15 protein-coding genes and 1 tRNA gene are annotated in these 17,865 nt (G+C 62.4%); 7 read left to right on the top strand and 9 right to left on the bottom strand.

Features of this window, described 5'->3' with window-relative positions:
* Nucleotides 1–20 precede the first annotated feature (20 nt).
* Complete coding sequence (locus tag ACZYR5_RS19975; protein ID WP_489091174.1) at nt 21–725, bottom strand: YebC/PmpR family DNA-binding transcriptional regulator; 705 nt, start codon at nt 723–725, stop codon at nt 21–23.
* 219 nt (nt 726–944) lie between these two features.
* Between ACZYR5_RS19975 and ACZYR5_RS19970 the strand changes: the two genes are divergently transcribed.
* Nucleotides 945–2,804: a type VI secretion system Vgr family protein gene (locus tag ACZYR5_RS19970; RefSeq protein WP_489091173.1), complete on the top strand. Its 1,860-nt coding sequence runs from the start codon at nt 945–947 to the stop codon at nt 2,802–2,804.
* 12 nt (nt 2,805–2,816) lie between these two features.
* Here the strand turns inward: ACZYR5_RS19970 and ACZYR5_RS19965 are convergent, their stop codons facing one another.
* A complete protein-coding gene (locus ACZYR5_RS19965) occupies nt 2,817–4,142 on the bottom strand; it encodes an MFS transporter (protein WP_489091172.1) in 1,326 nt (441 codons plus the stop codon).
* A 290-nt stretch (nt 4,143–4,432) separates the two neighbouring features.
* On the opposite strand from ACZYR5_RS19965, the gene ACZYR5_RS19960 reads away from it, so the two are divergent.
* On the top strand, nt 4,433–5,305 hold the full coding sequence (locus ACZYR5_RS19960; RefSeq protein WP_489091171.1) for a LysR family transcriptional regulator: 873 nt from the start codon (nt 4,433–4,435) through the stop codon (nt 5,303–5,305).
* Here the strand turns inward: ACZYR5_RS19960 and ACZYR5_RS19955 are convergent, their stop codons facing one another.
* Nucleotides 5,306–6,169 carry a LysR substrate-binding domain-containing protein gene (locus ACZYR5_RS19955; RefSeq protein WP_489091170.1) on the bottom strand — a complete coding sequence of 288 codons (864 nt, stop codon included), beginning with the start codon at nt 6,167–6,169 and terminating at the stop codon, nt 5,306–5,308. It abuts the gene before it with no gap.
* Nucleotides 6,170–6,278: 109 nt separating this feature from the next.
* Between ACZYR5_RS19955 and ACZYR5_RS19950 the strand changes: the two genes are divergently transcribed.
* From ACZYR5_RS19950 to ACZYR5_RS19940, 3 genes are all read left to right on the top strand, one after another.
* Complete coding sequence (locus tag ACZYR5_RS19950; RefSeq protein ID WP_489091169.1) at nt 6,279–7,388, top strand: 2-aminoethylphosphonate--pyruvate transaminase; 1,110 nt, start codon at nt 6,279–6,281, stop codon at nt 7,386–7,388.
* A 52-nt stretch (nt 7,389–7,440) separates the two neighbouring features.
* Nucleotides 7,441–8,268, top strand: a complete 828-nt coding sequence (gene phnX / locus ACZYR5_RS19945; RefSeq protein ID WP_489091168.1) for a phosphonoacetaldehyde hydrolase — start codon at nt 7,441–7,443, stop codon at nt 8,266–8,268.
* A 198-nt stretch (nt 8,269–8,466) separates the two neighbouring features.
* Nucleotides 8,467–9,015, top strand: a complete 549-nt coding sequence (locus ACZYR5_RS19940) for a cytochrome b (protein WP_489091167.1) — start codon at nt 8,467–8,469, stop codon at nt 9,013–9,015.
* Here ACZYR5_RS19940 and ACZYR5_RS19935 read toward each other — a convergent pair.
* Nucleotides 9,012–9,929 carry a 1-aminocyclopropane-1-carboxylate deaminase/D-cysteine desulfhydrase gene (locus tag ACZYR5_RS19935; protein WP_489091166.1) on the bottom strand — a complete coding sequence of 306 codons (918 nt, stop codon included), beginning with the start codon at nt 9,927–9,929 and terminating at the stop codon, nt 9,012–9,014. The two genes, ACZYR5_RS19940 and ACZYR5_RS19935, sit on opposite strands and share 4 nt — an antisense overlap.
* Before the next feature lie 73 nt (nt 9,930–10,002).
* On the bottom strand, nt 10,003–12,042 hold the full coding sequence (locus tag ACZYR5_RS19930) for an oxidoreductase (RefSeq protein WP_489091165.1): 2,040 nt from the start codon (nt 12,040–12,042) through the stop codon (nt 10,003–10,005).
* Between the two features lie 209 nt (nt 12,043–12,251).
* On the opposite strand from ACZYR5_RS19930, the gene ACZYR5_RS19925 reads away from it, so the two are divergent.
* Complete coding sequence (locus tag ACZYR5_RS19925; RefSeq protein WP_489091164.1) at nt 12,252–13,382, top strand: nitrilase-related carbon-nitrogen hydrolase; 1,131 nt, start codon at nt 12,252–12,254, stop codon at nt 13,380–13,382.
* A gap of 3 nt (nt 13,383–13,385) precedes the next feature.
* On the top strand, nt 13,386–14,426 hold the full coding sequence (locus tag ACZYR5_RS19920) for an AraC family transcriptional regulator (protein WP_489091163.1): 1,041 nt from the start codon (nt 13,386–13,388) through the stop codon (nt 14,424–14,426).
* Nucleotides 14,427–14,432: 6 nt separating this feature from the next.
* On the opposite strand, the gene ACZYR5_RS19915 is transcribed toward ACZYR5_RS19920, so the two are convergent.
* From ACZYR5_RS19915 to ACZYR5_RS19900, 4 genes are all read right to left on the bottom strand, one after another.
* Nucleotides 14,433–14,579, bottom strand: a complete 147-nt coding sequence (locus tag ACZYR5_RS19915; RefSeq protein WP_489091162.1) for a hypothetical protein — start codon at nt 14,577–14,579, stop codon at nt 14,433–14,435.
* 148 nt (nt 14,580–14,727) lie between these two features.
* Nucleotides 14,728–15,618, bottom strand: coding sequence for a DUF2242 domain-containing protein (locus tag ACZYR5_RS19910; RefSeq protein ID WP_489091161.1), 891 nt, complete (start codon nt 15,616–15,618; stop codon nt 14,728–14,730).
* Between the two features lie 191 nt (nt 15,619–15,809).
* Nucleotides 15,810–17,669: a SurA N-terminal domain-containing protein gene (locus tag ACZYR5_RS19905; RefSeq protein WP_489091160.1), complete on the bottom strand. Its 1,860-nt coding sequence runs from the start codon at nt 17,667–17,669 to the stop codon at nt 15,810–15,812.
* A 102-nt stretch (nt 17,670–17,771) separates the two neighbouring features.
* Nucleotides 17,772–17,848 (bottom strand) — tRNA-Asn (locus ACZYR5_RS19900).
* Nucleotides 17,849–17,865 lie beyond the last annotated feature (17 nt).

Here is a 17,865-nt window from a genome sequence, read left to right as displayed (position 1 = left end):
CTTCAGCCTGTCACAAGGTCTCAGCCTGCGAGTCCGACGAACATATCCTGTACGTCGTCGTGGTTGTCCAGGCCTTCGAGGAAAGCTTCGACTTCTTCCATCTGCGCATCGCTCAAGCCGCTGACCGGGTTCTTAGGCTTGTAGCCCAGCTTGGCCGACAACACGGTGAAACCCTGCTCCGGCAGGGCTTTCTGCACCGCATCCAGATCAGTGGCTTCGGTAATGAACAGGGTAGCGTTGCCTTCGCCCGGTTCGAAATCCTGGGCGCCGGCTTCGATGGCGGCCATTTCCGGATCGGCGTCCGGGTTCGCCGGTTCAGCTTCGATCATGCCGACGTGGTCGAAATCCCAGGCCACGGAGCCGGATGCGCCCAGTTGGCCCTTGCGGAAGGCCACGCGGATTTCAGCGACGGTGCGGTTGATGTTGTCGGTCACGCACTCGACGATCAGCGGCACCTGGTGCGGGGCGAAGCCTTCGTAGGTCACGCGATGGTACTGGACGGTCTCACCCAACTGCCCCGAACCTTTCTTGATCGCACGTTCCAGGGTTTCACGGGGCATCGAGGCTTTCTTGGCCTGTTCCACTACCAGGCGCAGGTGCGCGTTGGTTGCGATATCGGCACCGTTTCGCGCCGCGATAGTGATTTCCTTTACCAGTTTGCCGAAGATTTTCCCCTTGGCGTTGGCTGCCGCTTCTTTGTGTTTAACCTTCCACTGTGCGCCCATTACTCACTCTCTTGATCAGTGGCGCCGAGACATCTATTGGCCGACGCTTTGCGCCAGTTTATACGGCAAGAAGTTGGCAATCGACCAAAAAGTTAAGCCGGTGATCGACATACTCACAAGCGGCTGTAGGGCTTTTCTGAAATGCCATCCCGGGCCGACTATTAGTGATCGGGGTTTCGTAACCTCTACCCCCCGAACTTCATGGCAGAAGAGAGCGTGATGCACATCGACACGGAAAGTCCCCCGACCCTGAGCCTCACCGCCACTACCCTGAGCCTCCCGGTCCGGCAGTTGCACGGCCGCGAAGCGCTCAACCAGCCCTACCATTTCGCTATCGACCTGCTCGGCCCGGTGCCCGCCATGGAACCGGAGCAATGGTTGCAGCAGCCAGCCTTCCTGGCCTTGACCGCACACAGCGGAATCCACGGCATCATCCACAGCGCCAGCCTGCATTACGAAGGTCGCCAGCCAATGGGCTATCGCCTGCAGCTCGCCCCGCGCCTGCTGAACCTGGAACACCCGAGGCGACGACGGATCTGGCAACAACTGAGCGTTTCCCAGGTACTACGGCGCCTGCTGCAAGAGCACCAACTGCCGGACGCCAGCTACCGCTTCGAACTGCCCCATGGCGAGTACGCGCCACGGGAATTGTGTGTCCAATACGATGAAAGCGACCTGCAACTGTTGCAGCGGCTGTGCGAAGAGGAAGGTATACATTTTCATTTTGAACATCATCGCCAGCAACATGTGCTGGTGTTCGCCGAAGACAATGCCAGCTTCGCCCAGCCGCTGCTCGACGCCGCCTTTGACCGGCTCGGTGGTGAGCAGCCGGCGATCCGGCAGATGGTCGAAACCCTCGGCCGGCCCTTGAGTGAGCCACGAAACGCCTGGCACCCACCTGGTAATCCTGCACCCGCCAACCTGGGCGAAGCGGCCAATCAGCTGCACTGCACGCCCGCTACCCCAGGTGCGCGCCCTGGGTCCGCGCAACTGCGCCAGAACCAGCTGAGCCGTCGCGAATTGCAACGCCTGCGCTGCCTTGAGCGACAGATCGACGGTTGCTCCACCCAGGCCGACATGGGTGCAGGACGGATCCTGCAGGTCAGCGGGCATCCGCAGGCATCGCTGAATGATCAATGGCTGCTGTGTGAGGTGGAGCATCATTTTCAAGCCGTCGGCAATTTGCCCACGCCCTCCTACCATAACGACTTCAAGGCGATTGCCTGGTCGACCGAGTTTCGCCCGGCGCTCACCCTCGCCAAGCCACGCATCGATGGCCTGCAGATCGGCCGCGTGATCGAGCCTGCGCGTCTCGATGCGCACCATCGTCTGCAGGTGCAGCTATGGTCGGCACACGCTGCGGAGCAGGAGGTCCAAGGGGTCTGGCTGCCGATTGCCCACACCGGCGCGGGGCAGCCGAGCCTGCCCATGGGTGGCAGCGAGGTCCATATCAGCTTCCTTGATGGCGATCCGGATCGACCGCTGCTGCTCGCACCGGGAGCGCCCCCCCTTCTCGGCGAGACGGATACGCCCATCAGCCTTGCCGCCAATGGCAACAGGCTGCACATCGGCGCCAACAGCATCAGCCTGTCCGGGCCGATGCTGGCCTGGGCGCCACAGAGCCCTGCCGAGCCTGCGGTCACCCAGCAGACGGCCAGCGAAGAGCAGCCGTGGAACGGCGAGATTTACCTGTTTGAACAACCGCCCGCCAGTACCGATTGCCTGGGCTACACGCCCTGGACCATCGTGCGGTTGCCCGCCCCCGGTATCGCCGCCCTCACAAGCCCCGAACAACAGGAGGTGCTCCTGCAGGGCAGCAGTTCGAGCAGCGGCGGATTGGCCTTGAGTACGCAACAGAAAACCCGCCTGGCCGGCGAGTTTGCCCGCACGCCGGAGCAACTGTTCCTGGTGTACCGCCAGCAGTGCGTAGCGCTGGCCGAGTACCTGCGCCAGCACTGGGACAGTCAGCAGCGCCTGGCGTTTATCGAATGCGCCAGGGCCGCTGAACAGCATCGACGTTGCACACGCAATCACCTGCTGTTCGACTGGCTGGTGCCACCGTTTGGCAGGGACGCTTGAGCAACAGGAGGATCAGCTACGCAGTGGCTTGATCGCCAGTGACGCAGGGGTGACGATGTCGCGATCCGGCTTGAGTCCGGCCGGCCGACTGTTCCAGTGCGGGATCAGCACCAGGGCGGAGAACATGGCACAGCCGGCGAACACGACGAACACCGTGACGGTGTCGAAGTAGCCCGGCAGCAGGCCGCCGAGAATTGCCCCGACCGAGCCGCAGCCGTTGACGAATCCGGCGGCCGTGGCGCCCGCCCTGGCCGTACCGAAGTCAATCGCCGCGGCGCCGCTGATCATCGAGTCCGGCCCATACAGGGTCAGGCCCATGACAAACAGCAAGGCCACCACCAACAGCACACTGCCGGTATGCAAGGCCCCCATGAACAGCGCCAGTGATACGGTCAGGGCCAACAGGCTGAGGACGCAGGCCGGCATGCGCCGTGCGCCGAACAGCTTGTCCGAGGCCAGGCCCAGCAGGATCGGCCCGAGCAACCCGGCCAACTCGAATGCCGTCGGGATGATTGCCGCCCCGACCTTGCCCACCGCAGGCATCTGCTCGAAGACAATCACCGGTCCCCACAGCAAAATCGCGTAGCGCGCCGGCTTGAGCATGAAATACGCCAGGCCCAGGGTGAGCACCGTGCGATTGCGCAGAATCTCACGCAGCGGCGCCAGCACGCTGACCTTGCCTTGCGCCTGGACCTCCTCGGCACTGAGCTGCGGCTCTGGCTCCACGGCAGGCAGGCCAACATCCTCGGGCTTGTTGCGCTGGAAGATAAAGAACAGCAGCGCGACCAACCCCACCACTACCGCGCTGGAGATAAATGCCGCGTGCCAGCTGCCAATGTAGGTATAGGCCCACCAGCCGGCAAAGGGCGACGCCACCAGCCCACCGAAGGCGTAGCACGAACTCCACAAACCCAATACCCGACCGCGCTGCTGCGCAGGGTAGAAACTGCCGATGTTCTTGCACAACCCCGACCAGCCGGTGGATTGCGCCAGGCCCTGGATCAGCATGCAGGTGGCGAAGATCGGCAAGGTCGCGAAGCTGCCCATCACCACGGCCGCCGCCGCGGAAATCAATAACCCGCCGAGCACCACCACCCGTGGTCCGTAGCGGTCGGCGAGGATGCCCCAGGCGAATTGCCCGACGGCATAGGCCGCCAGGTAAATCCCGTCGAGGTTGGCCATGGCCATTTTGTCGAGGTGGAAGCTGGGGTCTTCGGCGATGCCCAGTTTGGCCACCGAGAAGGCTTTTCGAGTGAAGTAGAAGGCTGCGTAAGCGAGCCAGGTGATGGCGAAGATTTGCACGCGCCAACGCTTGATGGTGCCGATGTGCTTATTCATTGTGGATCTGACCTCAGGGTGTGAGTGTGCCGGCAGATTCAGAAAGCAAAACGCCTGTGTTTTTTATTGTTGAGCACTGCGGCAAGGCCTCTTTCACTGAGGCATTACCGGTCAGATGAGTCCTGATTCATCCCTGTCTCGAGATTTCCATGCGCGCCAGGATCATGGCCATCACCGCGAGTCGAGCGACCCGTCAGCGACAGTTGAAGCGATAAAAACAATTACTGATTAATAAGTGAAATCGATTTATCGTATTTCCAATATAAGCGCAGCTTGTAAGAGGTTATCCGATGTCGGTTTCCCACGCTCAGCTCAAGGCTTTTCATGCGGTCGCCCTGCATGGCAGCTTCACCAAGGCCGCCGAACGGTTGTTCCTGACCCAGCCGGCTATCTCCGATCAGGTGCGCAAACTCGAGGAACGTTTCGGCGTGCTGCTGTTTCATCGCAACAAACGCTCGGTGCGCCTGACCGACCTCGGCGAGCGCCTGCTGGGCATCACCCAGCGCCTGTTCGTGATCGAGGCCGAAGCCCATGAGCTGCTGCAGGATTCCCAGGCCCTGCAAACCGGTCGGCTGATCCTCGCAGTGGATGCCCCGGTGCATGTGTTGCCGCAGATCGCCCGGTTCTGCGAGCGCTACCCCGGGATCAGCGTGAAGATTGAAACCGGCAATACCGACGAATCACTATTTCGCCTGTTCAACTATCAGGCCGACCTGGCGTTGCTCGGCCGCGATGTCAGCGACGAGCGCCTGCTGTCACTGCCGCTGCGTAACGATCCGATGGTCGCCTTCGTTTCGCGCAATCATCCCTGGGCCAATCGCGAGTCGATCTGCCTCGCCGATCTGCACGACACCCCGCTGGTCCTGCGCGAAGTGGGCTCGGTGACCCGGCAGATCCTCGAAGAAGAAATGGCCCGCGCCGGCTTTCGCATTCGCCCGGCGATTTCAGTGGAAGGCCGCGAGGCGGCGCGGGAGGCGGTGGTGGTGGGGATTGGCGTGGGCGTGGTCTCGTCCGCCGAATTTGGCGCCGACTCACGGGTCTGTGCGCTGCCGATTGTCGACTGCACCCGGCGCATGACCGAAACCCTGGTGTGCCTGCGCGAACAGAGTTCACGGCGGGTGGTGGCGACGTTTCTGCAGATCGTGCGCGACAGCCTGGCCTGACTAGGCAGAGGGCGCCAGGGCAAAAAATGCCTGGATCAGGCGTAAATCGCGGCGCCGCTCCAGGCACCCGAGCAGGTGCCGATTGAGCAGGCCCTCCCCCTGGATAGGAACCGCGCACACCCGCGGGTCGGGGCTGACTTCCGCTGACGCCACCACCCCGACGCCCAACTGTGCCGCCACCGCTTCGGTCACTGCTTCGCGGCTGTCCAGTTCCAGCAGCACCCGCGGGCTGACTCGCGCCTGGACGCAGGCCTGATCGAAGGTGCGGCGGGTGATCGAGCTCGGCTCGCGCAAGACCATGATCACCTGATCCAGCTGCTGGATGGCCACGCCTTTGTCCAATGTCGACCAAGGATGTCCCTGGGGAACCAGCGCGCACATCCGTGACTCGCCAAGGGCTTGCAGGTGCAGGCCCTTGCGCGGCTCCACTTCGGTCAGCACGGCCACGTCGGCATGCTCGGACAGCAGCGCGGCAAGGGTTTCCTGGGCGTTGCCCAAACGCAGGTTGACGGTGATCCCGGGGTAGCGCGCGCGCAGGCTGGCGAGCAGTGGCATGACCAGGTGCGGGCCATCGGCGGCGACTTCCAGGCGTCCGGTCAAGAGCTGGCGGTTGGCCTCAAGCAACACCTGGGCCTCATCGGCCAGGCCGAACATGGCCCGGGTGATCGCCGCCAGCTTGATCCCCTCCTCGGTCAATTCGACCCGCCGCGCGGTGCGCCGCAACAGACTGATCTGGTAGTGCTCCTCCAGCGCCTTGATGTGTCCGGTCACCGCCGGCTGGCTGATGAACAAGCGGCTCGCCGCCCGGGTAAAGCTGCCTTCGCGGGCCACTGCATCGAAGGCGCGCAGCTGGAACAGGTTCATGAATAACTCCCACTGATGGCTGGCATAACAACAAACAATTTGATTGATGAAACGGCAAATTGCAATTTATCTCCCGCAGCTTCATCCCATCGAACGCGAGGACACGAGAATGAGTACTGCCGAACCCATCCTGCTCACCCCCGGCCCACTGACCACATCGGCCCGCACCCGCCAGGCGATGATGGTCGACTGGGGTTCATGGGATGAACGCTTCAACCAATTGACCGCCAGCCTGTGCGAGCAACTGCTGGCCATCGTCAACGGCGGCGCCAGCCACCACTGCGTGCCGTTGCAAGGCAGCGGCACCTTCGCCGTCGAAGCGGCGATCGGCACCCTGGTGCCGCGCGATGGCAAGGTCCTGGTGCTGATCAATGGCGCCTACGGCAAGCGCCTGGCGAAGATCTGCGAAGTACTGGGGCGCGCGTTCAGCACCTTTGAAACCGCCGAAGACGAACCGACCACCGCCGCCGACGTCGATCGCCTGCTGCAGGCCGATGACAGCATCACTCACGTGGCGCTGATCCACTGCGAAACCAGCACCGGGATCCTCAACCCCCTGCCGGAAATTGCCCAGGTTATCGCCCGCCACGGCAAACGCCTGATCATCGACGCCATGAGCTCGTTCGGCGCCTTGCCGATCGACGCGCAGCAAGTGCCCTTCGATGCCTTGATCGCCGCCAGCGGCAAGTGCCTGGAAGGCGTGCCCGGCATGGGCTTCGTCTTCGCCAACAAGGCCGCGCTGGCCAATGCCGGCGGCAATTCCCATTCGCTGGCCATGGACCTGTTCGACCAGCACAGCTACATGGCCAAGACCGGCCAATGGCGCTTCACCCCACCGACCCATGTGGTCGCGGCGCTGCACGAAGCGCTGCTGCAATACAACGAAGAAGGTGGCCTGGCCGTGCGCCATCAGCGCTACGCCGACAACTGCCAGGTGCTGCTGGAAGAAATGGCCCGGCTCGGCCTGCGCAGCTTCCTGCCCGCGGCGATCCAGGCACCGATCATTGTCACCTTTCATGCACCGAAGGATCCGCGCTACCAGTTCAAGGAGTTCTACGAACGGGTCAAGGCCAAGGGGTTCATCCTTTACCCGGGCAAATTGACCCAGGTCGAAACCTTCCGCGTGGGCTGCATCGGCCACGTCAACGCAGGCGAAATGCGCGCTGCGGTGGCGGCGGTGGCCGAGGTCCTGCGGGAAATGGAAGTCCTGGATATCTGATTCGCACCCAATCGTGTCAATGCCTAACCATTTGCTCAGGAATTCACTCACCATGAACTACACCAACCCAACCCAGCTGCAAGCCGCCATCCTCGACTGGGCCGGCACCGTGGTCGATTTCGGCTCATTCGCCCCAACCCAGATTTTTGTCGAAGCCTTCGCCGAGTTCGATGTCCAGGTCTCCATCGACGAGGCCCGCGGGCCGATGGGCATGGGCAAGTGGGACCACATTCGCACCCTGTGCGATCAGCCGGAAGTGGCCGAGCGTTATCGCAAGGTGTTTGGCCGTACCCCGACCGACGATGACGTGACTGCCATCTACCAGCGCTTCATGCCGCTGCAGATCGAAAAAATCGCCGAGCATTCGGCGCTGATCCCCGGCGCCCTGGAGACCATCGCGCAGTTGCGTCAACAGGGGATCAAGATCGGTTCGTGCTCCGGCTATCCGAAACAGGTCATGGACAAGGTGGTCGAACTGGCCGCCACCAATGGCTACATTGCCGATCACGTAGTCGCCACCGATGAAGTACCCAACGGTCGTCCATGGCCGGCCCAGGCCCTGGCCAACGTGATTGCCCTGGGCATCGATGACGTCGCCGCCTGCGTGAAGATCGACGACACTGTGCCCGGCATTCTCGAAGGCCGTCGCGCCGGCATGTGGACGGTGGCGTTGATCTGCTCGGGCAATGCCCTGGGCCTGACCTACGAGGGCTATCGCGCACTGGCCAGCGACACCCTGGCCAGCGAGCGCACGCGCATTCATGGCCTGTTCGAAGGTTCGCGCCCGCACTACATGATCGACACCATCACCGACCTGCCGCAGGTCATCGCCGACATCAACCAGCGCCTGGCCCGAGGCGAGATGCCGCAAAGCAGCTGAATGCGAGCATTTGTCAATCACGCCAGCCATTGATAACGGCTGGCGTTTTCATTTCCACGCAATCCCCGACTCAGAGCCTCCGGCGCGTGACAAAAGCTTGATCTGAACCCGGCATTTCTGCGCAAACAGGATTACAGTTACAGCACTCCGTCATCCAAGAACGGAACGCTTGAGACCTGACTAGCGAGGAACCACCGTATGCCCTGGAAGAACTCCGAATCACGCTACAGCACCGTATCGATCACGTTGCACTGGTTGATGCTGGTGTTGCTGGTCGTGGTGTATGCCACCATCGAACTGCGCGGGATCTTTCCCAAGGGCAGTGGTGGCCGGACCCTGATCAAGGAAGCTCACTTCATGCTCGGCCTGACCGTGTTCGTACTGGTCTGGCTGCGCCTGTTCGCCCGCAGCCTGGGCGTGGCGCCGAAGATCATCCCGGCACCGCCGCAGTGGCAAAGCCTGATGGCCACGCTGATGCATGTTGCCCTGTACGTGTTCATGATCGGCATGCCGATTCTCGGATGGATGGTGACCAGCGCTGCCGGTAACCAGGTGATGTTCTACGGCATCGACTTGCCGTTGCTGATGGCCGAGAACAAGGAACTGGCCAAGCAGCTGCAAGGCTGGCATGTGCTGGGCGGAACCATCGGTTATTGGCTGATCGGCCTGCACGCCGTCGCCGGTATTGCCCACCACTACTATTACCGCGACAACACCCTGCTGCGCATGATGCCCAAGCGCAACTAGCCCACGAAGCCCCGGCGGCCCTGCAAGCCGCCGGTGTGTACAAAGATCAACCGCGTTCCTGCGACGAATCGCCCGCCTTCGACCTGTTGCTTGAGCGCCAGCAGCGCCTTGCCGGTGTACAGCGGCTCCAGCGGCAGGCCACTGGCGCGCTCGGTTTCGGTGATGAACGCCAGAAGTGCCGGATCGACTTTGGCGAAGCCGCCGCGACTGCCATCGATCAGTTCATATCCAGAATCGAGTTTCCCACTTTCGTTGAGAATCGCCGCGATCTGCTGCGCCACACCGTGATCCTCCGGCACTGCCAGGACCCCGTAGAGCGGATGCCGCCCCCCTTCGGCCAGGACCAGCCCCGCCGCCGTGGTACCGGTGCCACAGGCCAGCCACCAGCCATCGTGCCCATGCCAGCCCAAGCCCTTCAGTTGTGGCTCGACCAACGCCAGCAACTGCCCGCAGCCCCGTGCTCCGAGGAGACCACCACCGCCTTCCGGCACCGCCTGGAAACCCGGGTACTGTGCAAGCCACGGCAACCAGAAATCCGCCGCATGTCGCGCGCGATAACCGCCATAACCCAGCCAATGCAGGTGCATGCCCAAGGCCTGTAGATCGGCCACGGTGGCGGTTTGTTGGGGATGCCCGCGCAGCAGGCCGACGGTGGCAAAACCAAAGCGCTTGCCCGCCGCCGCCAGAGCATGCAGATGGTTGGACCAGGCGCCACCCAGACTGATGACGCCTTGGGCCCCGGACTCGCTGGCAAGCTTGAGGTGTTCGACCAGCTTGAACCATTTGTTGCCGGTGATCAGCGGGTCGACAAGGTCCAGGCGCAACACCGCCACCTCGACCCCGGTACGCTCCAGCCAGTCGAGGTGCAACCGTTCGAGCGGGGCACGGGGTTGCCAGTCAGGAGGGAGAAACATCGGTGGCCGGCTCGGGGAGAAAGAGCCGGGATCTTAGCAGCTTCAATCTCCCCCTCGCCGACCGGCAGGCAAATTACAACTCGGCCGCCAGGCGCGAACCCTGGTTGATGGCGCGCTTGGCATCCAGCTCCGCCGCCACGTCGGCGCCGCCGATCAGGTGCACATTCTGCCCGGCGGCCACCAGGCCATCATGCAGCTCACGCAGCGGGTCCTGGCCGGCGCAGATGACGATGTTATCCACCGCCAGCACCTGCGGCTCGCCACTTTCGCCAATGCGAATGTGCAGGCCCTGATCGTCGATTTTCAGGTACTCGACACTGTTGAGCATCTGCACCTGCTTGTTTTTCAAACCGGTACGGTGGATCCAGCCAGTGGTCTTGCCCAGGCCGTCGCCGACCTTGGATTTCTTGCGCTGCAACAGGAACACCTGACGTGCCGGGGCATGGGGTTGGGCCTTGATTCCGGCGACACCGCCGCGTGCTTCGAGATGGGTATCGATGCCCCACTCCTTCCAGAACGCCTCACGGTCCTGGCTGGTGGCAACGCCCTGGTGCACGAGGAATTCACTGACATCGAAACCGATACCGCCAGCACCGATCACCGCAACGGTCTGGCCGACCGGCTTGCGCTGCAGGATCACATCCAGGTAGCTCAGCACCTTGGCATGCTCGACCCCGGGAATCGCCGGCGTGCGCGGCGCGATACCGGTGGCCAGGATGACTTCGTCGTAACCACCGGCCACCAACTGCGCCACATCGACCCGAGTGTTCAGGCACACCTCGACGTGAGTGGTCTGCAGCTTGCGATTGAAGTAGCGCAGGGTTTCGAAAAACTCTTCCTTGCCCGGCACGCGCTTGGCCACATTGAACTGACCACCGATTTCGCTGGCCGAATCGAACAGCGTCACCTGATGACCACGCTCGGCGGCCACGGTGGCCGCCGCCAGCCCGGCAGGCCCGGCACCGACCACGGCGATTTTCTTGATCTGCTGCACGGCCAGGTAGTTGAGTTCGGTTTCGTGGCAGGCGCGCGGGTTGACCAGGCACGAGGTCAGCTTGCCGCCGAAGGTGTGGTCAAGGCAGGCCTGGTTGCAACCGATGCAGGTATTGATTTCGTCGGCTCGACCGGCAGCAGCCTTGTTGACGAAATCCGGGTCGGCAAGGAATGGCCGAGCCATCGAGACCATGTCGGCGTCGCCCTCGGCAAGAATCTGCTCGGCGACTTCCGGGGTGTTGATACGGTTGGTGGTGATCAGCGGAATGCTCACCGAACCGCGCAGCTTGGCCGTGACCTTGCTGAAGGCCGCACGCGGAACCTTGGTGGCAATGGTCGGGATCCGCGCTTCGTGCCAGCCGATACCGGTGTTGATAATGGTCGCACCGGCCTGCTCAATGGCCTTGGCCAATTGCACGATTTCTTCCCAGGTGCTGCCGCCTTCCACCAGGTCGAGCATCGACAGGCGGAAAATGATGATGAAGTTCGGCCCGGTGGCCTCGCGCACCCGACGGACAATTTCCACCGGCAGGCGCATACGGTTTTCGTAGCTGCCACCCCAGCGATCGGTGCGGTGGTTGGTATGGGCGGCGAGGAATTGGTTAATGAAATAACCTTCCGAGCCCATGATCTCGACGCCGTCGTATTCGGCCGTCTGCGCCAGTGTCGAGCAGGTGACGAAATCGCTGATCTGCTTCTCGATACCCTCCTCGTCCAGCTCCTTGGGCTTGAACGGGTTGATCGGTGCCTGGATGGCACTCGGCGCAACCTGTTTCGGGCTGTAGGCATAGCGCCCGGCGTGGAGGATCTGCATGCAGATCTTGCCACCGGCCTCGTGCACCGCACGGGTGACGATCTGGTGTTTCAGTGCTTCTTCGTGCGTAGTCAGTTTGGCGGCGCCGGAGTACACCCCGCCCTCGTCGTTCGGGCCAATGCCGCCGGTGACCATCAGCCCCACGCCGCCCCGGGCGCGCTCGGCAAAGTACGCGGCCATGCGCTCGAAGCCCCCTGGCTTTTCCTCAAGACCGGTGTGCATCGAGCCCATCAGGGTGCGGTTGCGCAGCGTGGTAAAACCCAGGTCCAGCGGGGCCAACAGGTGCGGGTAATGAGCGGCGGTCATTGGAAACTCCACAACGAACAATCACGAAAAAAGTGCGGGCGCTCTTGGGCACCCATCGGTTATGTGGCACAGACTAAGATCAGCCCCGCCGGCACTCAATGACCGAAACTGACAAGTTATTGATCCAAATGCGCAGCAGCCCTTGGCATTCGCCCGAGGGAGGCCTACCCTAGACGCCAACCTTGTATACGGCCGATCCCTGTTTTCCCATGCGCAAACTTCTTTACCTGACCCTCGCCATGGCGCTGGTCGCCGTCATCACCACCTACGCCATGTGGACCACCGAACGCCCGGCGGGCCATTACCTGTCGGACCTGCGCATCGAGCTCGCGGTCGACCAGGGAGTGCCCGCTGACCGCGGCAACCTGCTGGGTATCCAGCCCGAACTGTTCCCCACCGACTACCAAAGCCCCGAGCGCCTGCATCGCAAGCTCGCAGCCTATGTGCAGGCGGCCCGCGAGCGCGACCTGCTCAATGAAAAAACCGTGGTGGTGCTGCCCGAGCACATCGGCACCTGGTTGATGCTCGGCGGCGAAAAGGATGAGCTGTATCAGGCCGCGACCTTCGACGAGGCGATGACCTGGCTGGCGGCGAGCAATCCCCTGCCATTCCTGCGCGCCTGGGTGATGGCCAAGGGCGACAGTCGCGTGGATGACGCCCACCTGCGAATGAAGGCGAAGACCATGGCCCGGCAATACCAGGCCCTGTTCGGCGGTCTGGCGCGCGAGTTCCAGATCACCCTGGTGGCGGGCAGCATTGTCCTGCCTGAGCCACGCGTCGAAGACGGCGAGCTGAAAATCGGTCGCGGACCGCTGTACAACACCAGCCTGGTGTTTGGCCGCGACGGCCTGCCGCTGGGCCAGCCACAACGCCAGTTGAGCCCGAGTGTCGACGAGCGCCGGTTCATCCATGCCGCTGCCGATCAGGCGGTGACGGTCGTCGACACCCCGGCCGGACGCCTGGGTGTGCTGATCGGCAACGACAGCTGGTACCCCGACAATTACCGCAAGCTCAACGACCAGAACGCCACGTTGATCGCGGTGCCGGCGTTTGTCAGCGGGCGCACGAGCTGGGACACACCCTGGCGCGGTTACCAGGGGCCATCGACCCCAAGTGAAATCAGCCTCAAGCCCGGCGAACTCAGCGAAGGCCAGGCCTGGCATCGCCTGACACTGACCAGCCAGCAGCCCATCAGCCAGGCCAATGCCGGAATGAGCGTGTTCCTGCGCGGGCAGTTCTGGGACCGCGGCAGCGCCGGCCAGAGCTTCCTCAGCAGTCACGGCCAGCACTTCGCCGATGGCGAGGCGCGGGGTGCGCGCCTGCTGAATGTCTGGCTGTAACCCATGAAGCCGCTGCCGATGCGCCTTGGCGACCTGTCCGTAGGTTTCGTCCATAGTCTGGCGGATGCGGTGCGCAACCATGGCCTGGACCCGCAACCCCTGCTCGAACAATACGGCCTGGATGCCGCACGCCTGGCAGAAGCCGGCGCGCGGCTGTCGATTCCACGCTACATGCGCCTGGGGCACGCGGCCATCCAGCTCACCGGCGACCCGGCGCTGGGGCTGCGCATGGGCCAGCTCAGCCGCCTGAATCAATTGGGCCTGGCCGGAGTCACCGCGGCGCAGGCGCCGACCGTGCGCGAAGCGGCGCGCTGCCTGAGTCGCTTCGAAGCGCTCTACGGCTCCAACTATCGTGGCCAGTCGAGTTTCCACGAAGATTCCCAGGGGGCCTGGCTGCGCTTCTACTCGATCAGTCCGTACAACGCCTATAACCGTTTTGTGGTGGACTCGGTCATCGCCAGTTGGCTGCAGCAGCTATCCAGTGTCTGCGGCGAACCCTTGCGTGCCGAGCGCATCGAGATCGAATTCCCACAGCCTGACTACCATGGCGACTACGCCCGCCTCGGCGAATGCACCCTGCAGTTTGGCGCCGAGCACAACCAGTTGCGCTTGAGTCAGGCCAGCCTGGCCCAGCGCAACCCTGACCATTGCCCCAGCACCTGGCGCCTGCTGTTGAGCTTATGTGAGCGTGAACTGGAGCAATTGACCCGCACCCGCAGCCTGCGCGAACGCATCACCGCGTTGTTGGGACCCTTGCTCAATGGCGGTCGTGAACCCGACCTGGAAGAAGTGGCGGCGCGCCTGAAGTTGCCAACCTGGACCTTGCGCCGCAAGCTCGCTGAAGAAGGCACGCAATTTCGCGCGATTCTCAACGACACCCGCCGCGACCTGGCAATGACCTATATCCGCGACACGGAACTGGCCTTCGGCGAAATCGCCTACCTGTTGGGATTTGCTTCGGCAGAAGCGTTTCAACGCGCCTTCAAACGCTGGAACAGCCAGACGCCGGGCGAGTTTCGCCGCAGTCACCGGCAGTTGGCGTAGGCGCAGTTACAACTCGGTGGCGTCGTCCGCCGGCTCCAGTGGGTCGAGCTCGAAGGCCTGATACTCGAGCAGTTCTTCCTGATAATCGTCCATAGCACCCTTCTCCTGATTCTTGTCGATAAGCGTTGAATCACTGACCTGTATCCGCAGCATAAAGTGCCCGCGTGAAAGAAAAATGACGCAGACAGACAGTGGCGCCTGCTGTTTATAAAACGTAGCAGGCACTCGGGAATTTATCAGGGGTTGACCCGGCAGATTTTGACCACCGTCAAGGTTGCCGGGGCAGGAAGCGAATGGCGAATTATTGGCCAGATGCTGGCAAGGCTGGAATCGGCTCGGATGGCGGCGCCAGGGACTCGGGATTGCTCGGCGGGGTGATCACCTCGGGCGCCGATTCAGGCGTGGTTTCGACCTTGCTGTCTGGCGTGATCGGAGCCGCTTCAGGGGGCGGCGCAACCGGCTCCGACACCGCCGGTGCGGTCGGCCCGGTGGCGGCCGGGATCGCTGGCGCAGCCTCGATCGGCGCAGGCGCCTGGGCTGCCGGCAGCGCCTGGGCGGGCTCGGCGGTGGGTGCGGCTGCAGCGGGTGCCGCAGGCATGGCAGGCACAGCCTTGGGCTCCGGTACCCCCAGATCCGCCTGGGGTTTTTCGCTGATGTGCGCGGCTTTCTTCACTTCAGTTGGCAGAAAAACTTCGACCAGGGCGAAGAAGCGCTCGTAGAACTTGGCCGCGGTCACGGTTTCGCTGGCGACCTTGACCATCGAGTCGTCGGACGAACCGATCGGCATTGACACCGACCCCAGCACACCAACCCCCAGACTCGCCGAGTTGTTGGTTTTCTTCAGCGCATAACGGTCCTGCAGGGCATTGGCAAACATCGTCGCATGATGGCTGCTGTCTTCGGCACAGACCACGCTGAAGCTGATCTCCATGTGCGTGTCGCCGGTCTGCTGGAAGCTCTTGTGTCCGCTGATCAGTTTCGGATCGGAACTGGTGATGATGTAGCCCTGGCTCAACAGTGCTCGCCGGGCCGCCTCGCAGGATGCCGTGTCGGTCACCGGGTATTTGCGCGAGAACGTCCCGGAATCATCGAAGTTCTCATGCTCATAGATGGCCTGGTCCTTGGAGCAACCGGCCATGGCTGCCAACATCAGCGCCAGTCCGGCGGCACGCAGAGGAAATGATCTGAACATTGAACATCCTGAAGAAAACGATCCGGGGCGTATTGTGCAACAGAACGCCAGCTGACGGCGCGCGTGTCTTGCACGGGCGACAGTCTACTGACCATCAATTGCCGAAAAAAGTCGCTGATACAGGCCATAAAACGAAAACCCCGACCAGATGGCCGGGGTTTTCGTTGAAAGCACAGCGCGTCAATCAGGCATCAGTAATGCTTGACGTCGGCCTGGCTTTCCAACTGCTTGCGGTACGCTGCAAAGTCCTGCTGACCCACGCGCGAGGCGAGGAAGCGGCGGTACTGAGCCTTCTCTTCATCGGTTGGCGCGGCGGCTTCGTTGACACCGTTAAGGCGCACGATCACCAGGCTACCATCCGGCAGGGTCACACTGCTGAAGGTCGGCTTGTCCTTGGCGGCAGGCTTGGGCATGCGGAACAGCGCCTGCAGCACGGTTGGATCGACGCCTTCCTGGCCACGGGTGGCCGCTTCGGTGACTTTCCAGCTCAGGCTGTCCGGGGCGGTCTTGCCGTCACGCAGGCTGGCAACCAGTTCATCTGCCTTGGCCTTGGCCGCAGCGCTGGCGTGTTCCTTGACCAGTTGCGCGCGAATCGCGGTGTCAACGCTGGCCAGCGGCAATTGCTCTGGCTTGCGGTGCTCCTTGGCACGCAACACGATCACGGTTTCCGGATCCAGTTCGATCGCGCCGCTGTTGGCGCCTTCATCCAGGACTTCCGGGCTGAACGCAGCCGTGATCACGGCACGGTTGGCAGCAACACCTTCCCCGCCCTCGCGGCCAAATGGCACGCTGGTGTGCACGGTCAACTTCAGATCGGCAGCCGGTTGGGCCAGGTCGGAGGCTTCGAACGACGAGTCTTCCAATTGCTTGGTGGCTTCGACGAAACGCTGCTCGACCTGCTGGGTTTTCGCCTCACGGGTCAGTTTGTCTTTCAGGCTGGCAAAGCTCGGCACTTCAGGTGCTTCAACGCCCAACAGCTTGATCAGGTGGAAACCGAAGCTGGAGCGAACCGGTGCCGAGACCTGGTCTTTGTTCAGCGCGTACAGCGCCGTTTCAAAGGCCGGATCGTAAACGCCCGGACCTGCGTAACCGAGGTCACCGCCATTGGCAGCCGAACCCGGGTCCTGGGAGAACTCCTTGGCCAGGGCCTCGAAGCTTTCGCCCTTGGCCAGGCGCGCCTGCACGTCTTCGATCTTGGCCTTGGCTTGCGCCTCGCTGACCTTGTCGTTGACCTCGATCAGAATGTGCGCAGCCCGGCGTTGTTCGGCCAGGTTGGCGATTTCTTTCTGATAGGCGTCCTGCAGTTCTTCGTCTTTCACCGCAACCTGGTCAAAGAACGACGACTTTTTCAGCTCGAGGTAATCGATGACCACTTGATCCGGGGTCATGAATTCCTTGGCGTGTTCGTCGTAGTAAGCCTTGACCTCTTCGTCGGTGAGCTTCACCGCCGCCGGGTCGGCCTTGACGTTCAGGGTGGCGAAATCGCGGGTCTGTTTTTCCAGGCGGGCGAATGCCAGTACCTGGGCATCAGTGACAAAACCGCTGCCTGCCAGGCCGGCGCGCAGTTGGCCGATCAACATTTCCTGAGCCAGCATCTGGCGGAACTGCAGACGGCTGTAGCCCAACTGACGAATCACCTGGTCAAAACGCTCAGGGCTGAACTTGCCGTCAACCTGGAACTCAGGGGTCATTAGGATCACTTGGTCCAACGCTGCTTCGGAGAAAGCGAACTTGGAGTCGTGGGCGCCCTGCAGCAGCAGTTTGCGATCGATCAGGCCCTTGAGCGCTGAATCACGCAGCATTTTTTCGTCGAGCAAGGAGGCATCGAAGTCTTTGCCCAGCTGTTGCATGAGCTGGCGACGTTGCATGTCGACCGCCTGGCTCAGCTCGTTCTGGCTGATTTCTTCACCGTTGACCTTGGCCACGTCGTTTTTATGCGTGGTGGCCTGGAAAATGGCGTCGAAACCGGTCAGGGCCATCAGTGCAACGATGACCCCGATAATAGTCTTGGCAATCCAGCCTTGTGAATTGTCCCTGATATTCTGCAGCATGCGTCCCCCAGAAACGGTTGAACTTCAAAATTAGGCAACCGTGGAGCGTGGGTAGAATCCGGATAGAAGAAAGGCGCATCCGAGGATGCGCCTTCTCGTAACTGGCGGAGCGGACGAGGGCTCGAACCCGCGACCCCCGCGTAATCGGTGGGCATTCTGACCGACCGAACTACCGCTCCGCTGCCAAGCCGGAAAT

This window comes from Pseudomonas sp. F007 (genome assembly GCF_057814275.1).
This window is presented reverse-complemented; position numbering and strand designations above follow the sequence as displayed.

Bases quoted from the DNA above. Each gene is read 5' to 3' on its own strand.
- ACZYR5_RS19975 (WP_489091174.1), bottom strand. From the start codon at position 725: ATGGGCGCACAGTGGAAGGTTAAACACAAAGAAGCGGCAGCCAACGCC.
- ACZYR5_RS19970 (WP_489091173.1), top strand. From the start codon at position 945: ATGCACATCGACACGGAAAGTCCCCCGACCCTGAGCCTCACCGCCACT.
- ACZYR5_RS19965 (WP_489091172.1), bottom strand. From the start codon at position 4,142: ATGAATAAGCACATCGGCACCATCAAGCGTTGGCGCGTGCAAATCTTC.
- ACZYR5_RS19960 (WP_489091171.1), top strand. From the start codon at position 4,433: ATGTCGGTTTCCCACGCTCAGCTCAAGGCTTTTCATGCGGTCGCCCTG.
- ACZYR5_RS19955 (WP_489091170.1), bottom strand. From the start codon at position 6,169: ATGAACCTGTTCCAGCTGCGCGCCTTCGATGCAGTGGCCCGCGAAGGC.
- ACZYR5_RS19950 (WP_489091169.1), top strand. From the start codon at position 6,279: ATGAGTACTGCCGAACCCATCCTGCTCACCCCCGGCCCACTGACCACA.
- phnX (WP_489091168.1), top strand. From the start codon at position 7,441: ATGAACTACACCAACCCAACCCAGCTGCAAGCCGCCATCCTCGACTGG.
- ACZYR5_RS19940 (WP_489091167.1), top strand. From the start codon at position 8,467: ATGCCCTGGAAGAACTCCGAATCACGCTACAGCACCGTATCGATCACG.
- ACZYR5_RS19935 (WP_489091166.1), bottom strand. From the start codon at position 9,929: ATGTTTCTCCCTCCTGACTGGCAACCCCGTGCCCCGCTCGAACGGTTG.
- ACZYR5_RS19930 (WP_489091165.1), bottom strand. From the start codon at position 12,042: ATGACCGCCGCTCATTACCCGCACCTGTTGGCCCCGCTGGACCTGGGT.
- ACZYR5_RS19925 (WP_489091164.1), top strand. From the start codon at position 12,252: ATGCGCAAACTTCTTTACCTGACCCTCGCCATGGCGCTGGTCGCCGTC.
- ACZYR5_RS19920 (WP_489091163.1), top strand. From the start codon at position 13,386: ATGAAGCCGCTGCCGATGCGCCTTGGCGACCTGTCCGTAGGTTTCGTC.
- ACZYR5_RS19915 (WP_489091162.1), bottom strand. From the start codon at position 14,579: ATGCTGCGGATACAGGTCAGTGATTCAACGCTTATCGACAAGAATCAG.
- ACZYR5_RS19910 (WP_489091161.1), bottom strand. From the start codon at position 15,618: ATGTTCAGATCATTTCCTCTGCGTGCCGCCGGACTGGCGCTGATGTTG.
- ACZYR5_RS19905 (WP_489091160.1), bottom strand. From the start codon at position 17,669: ATGCTGCAGAATATCAGGGACAATTCACAAGGCTGGATTGCCAAGACT.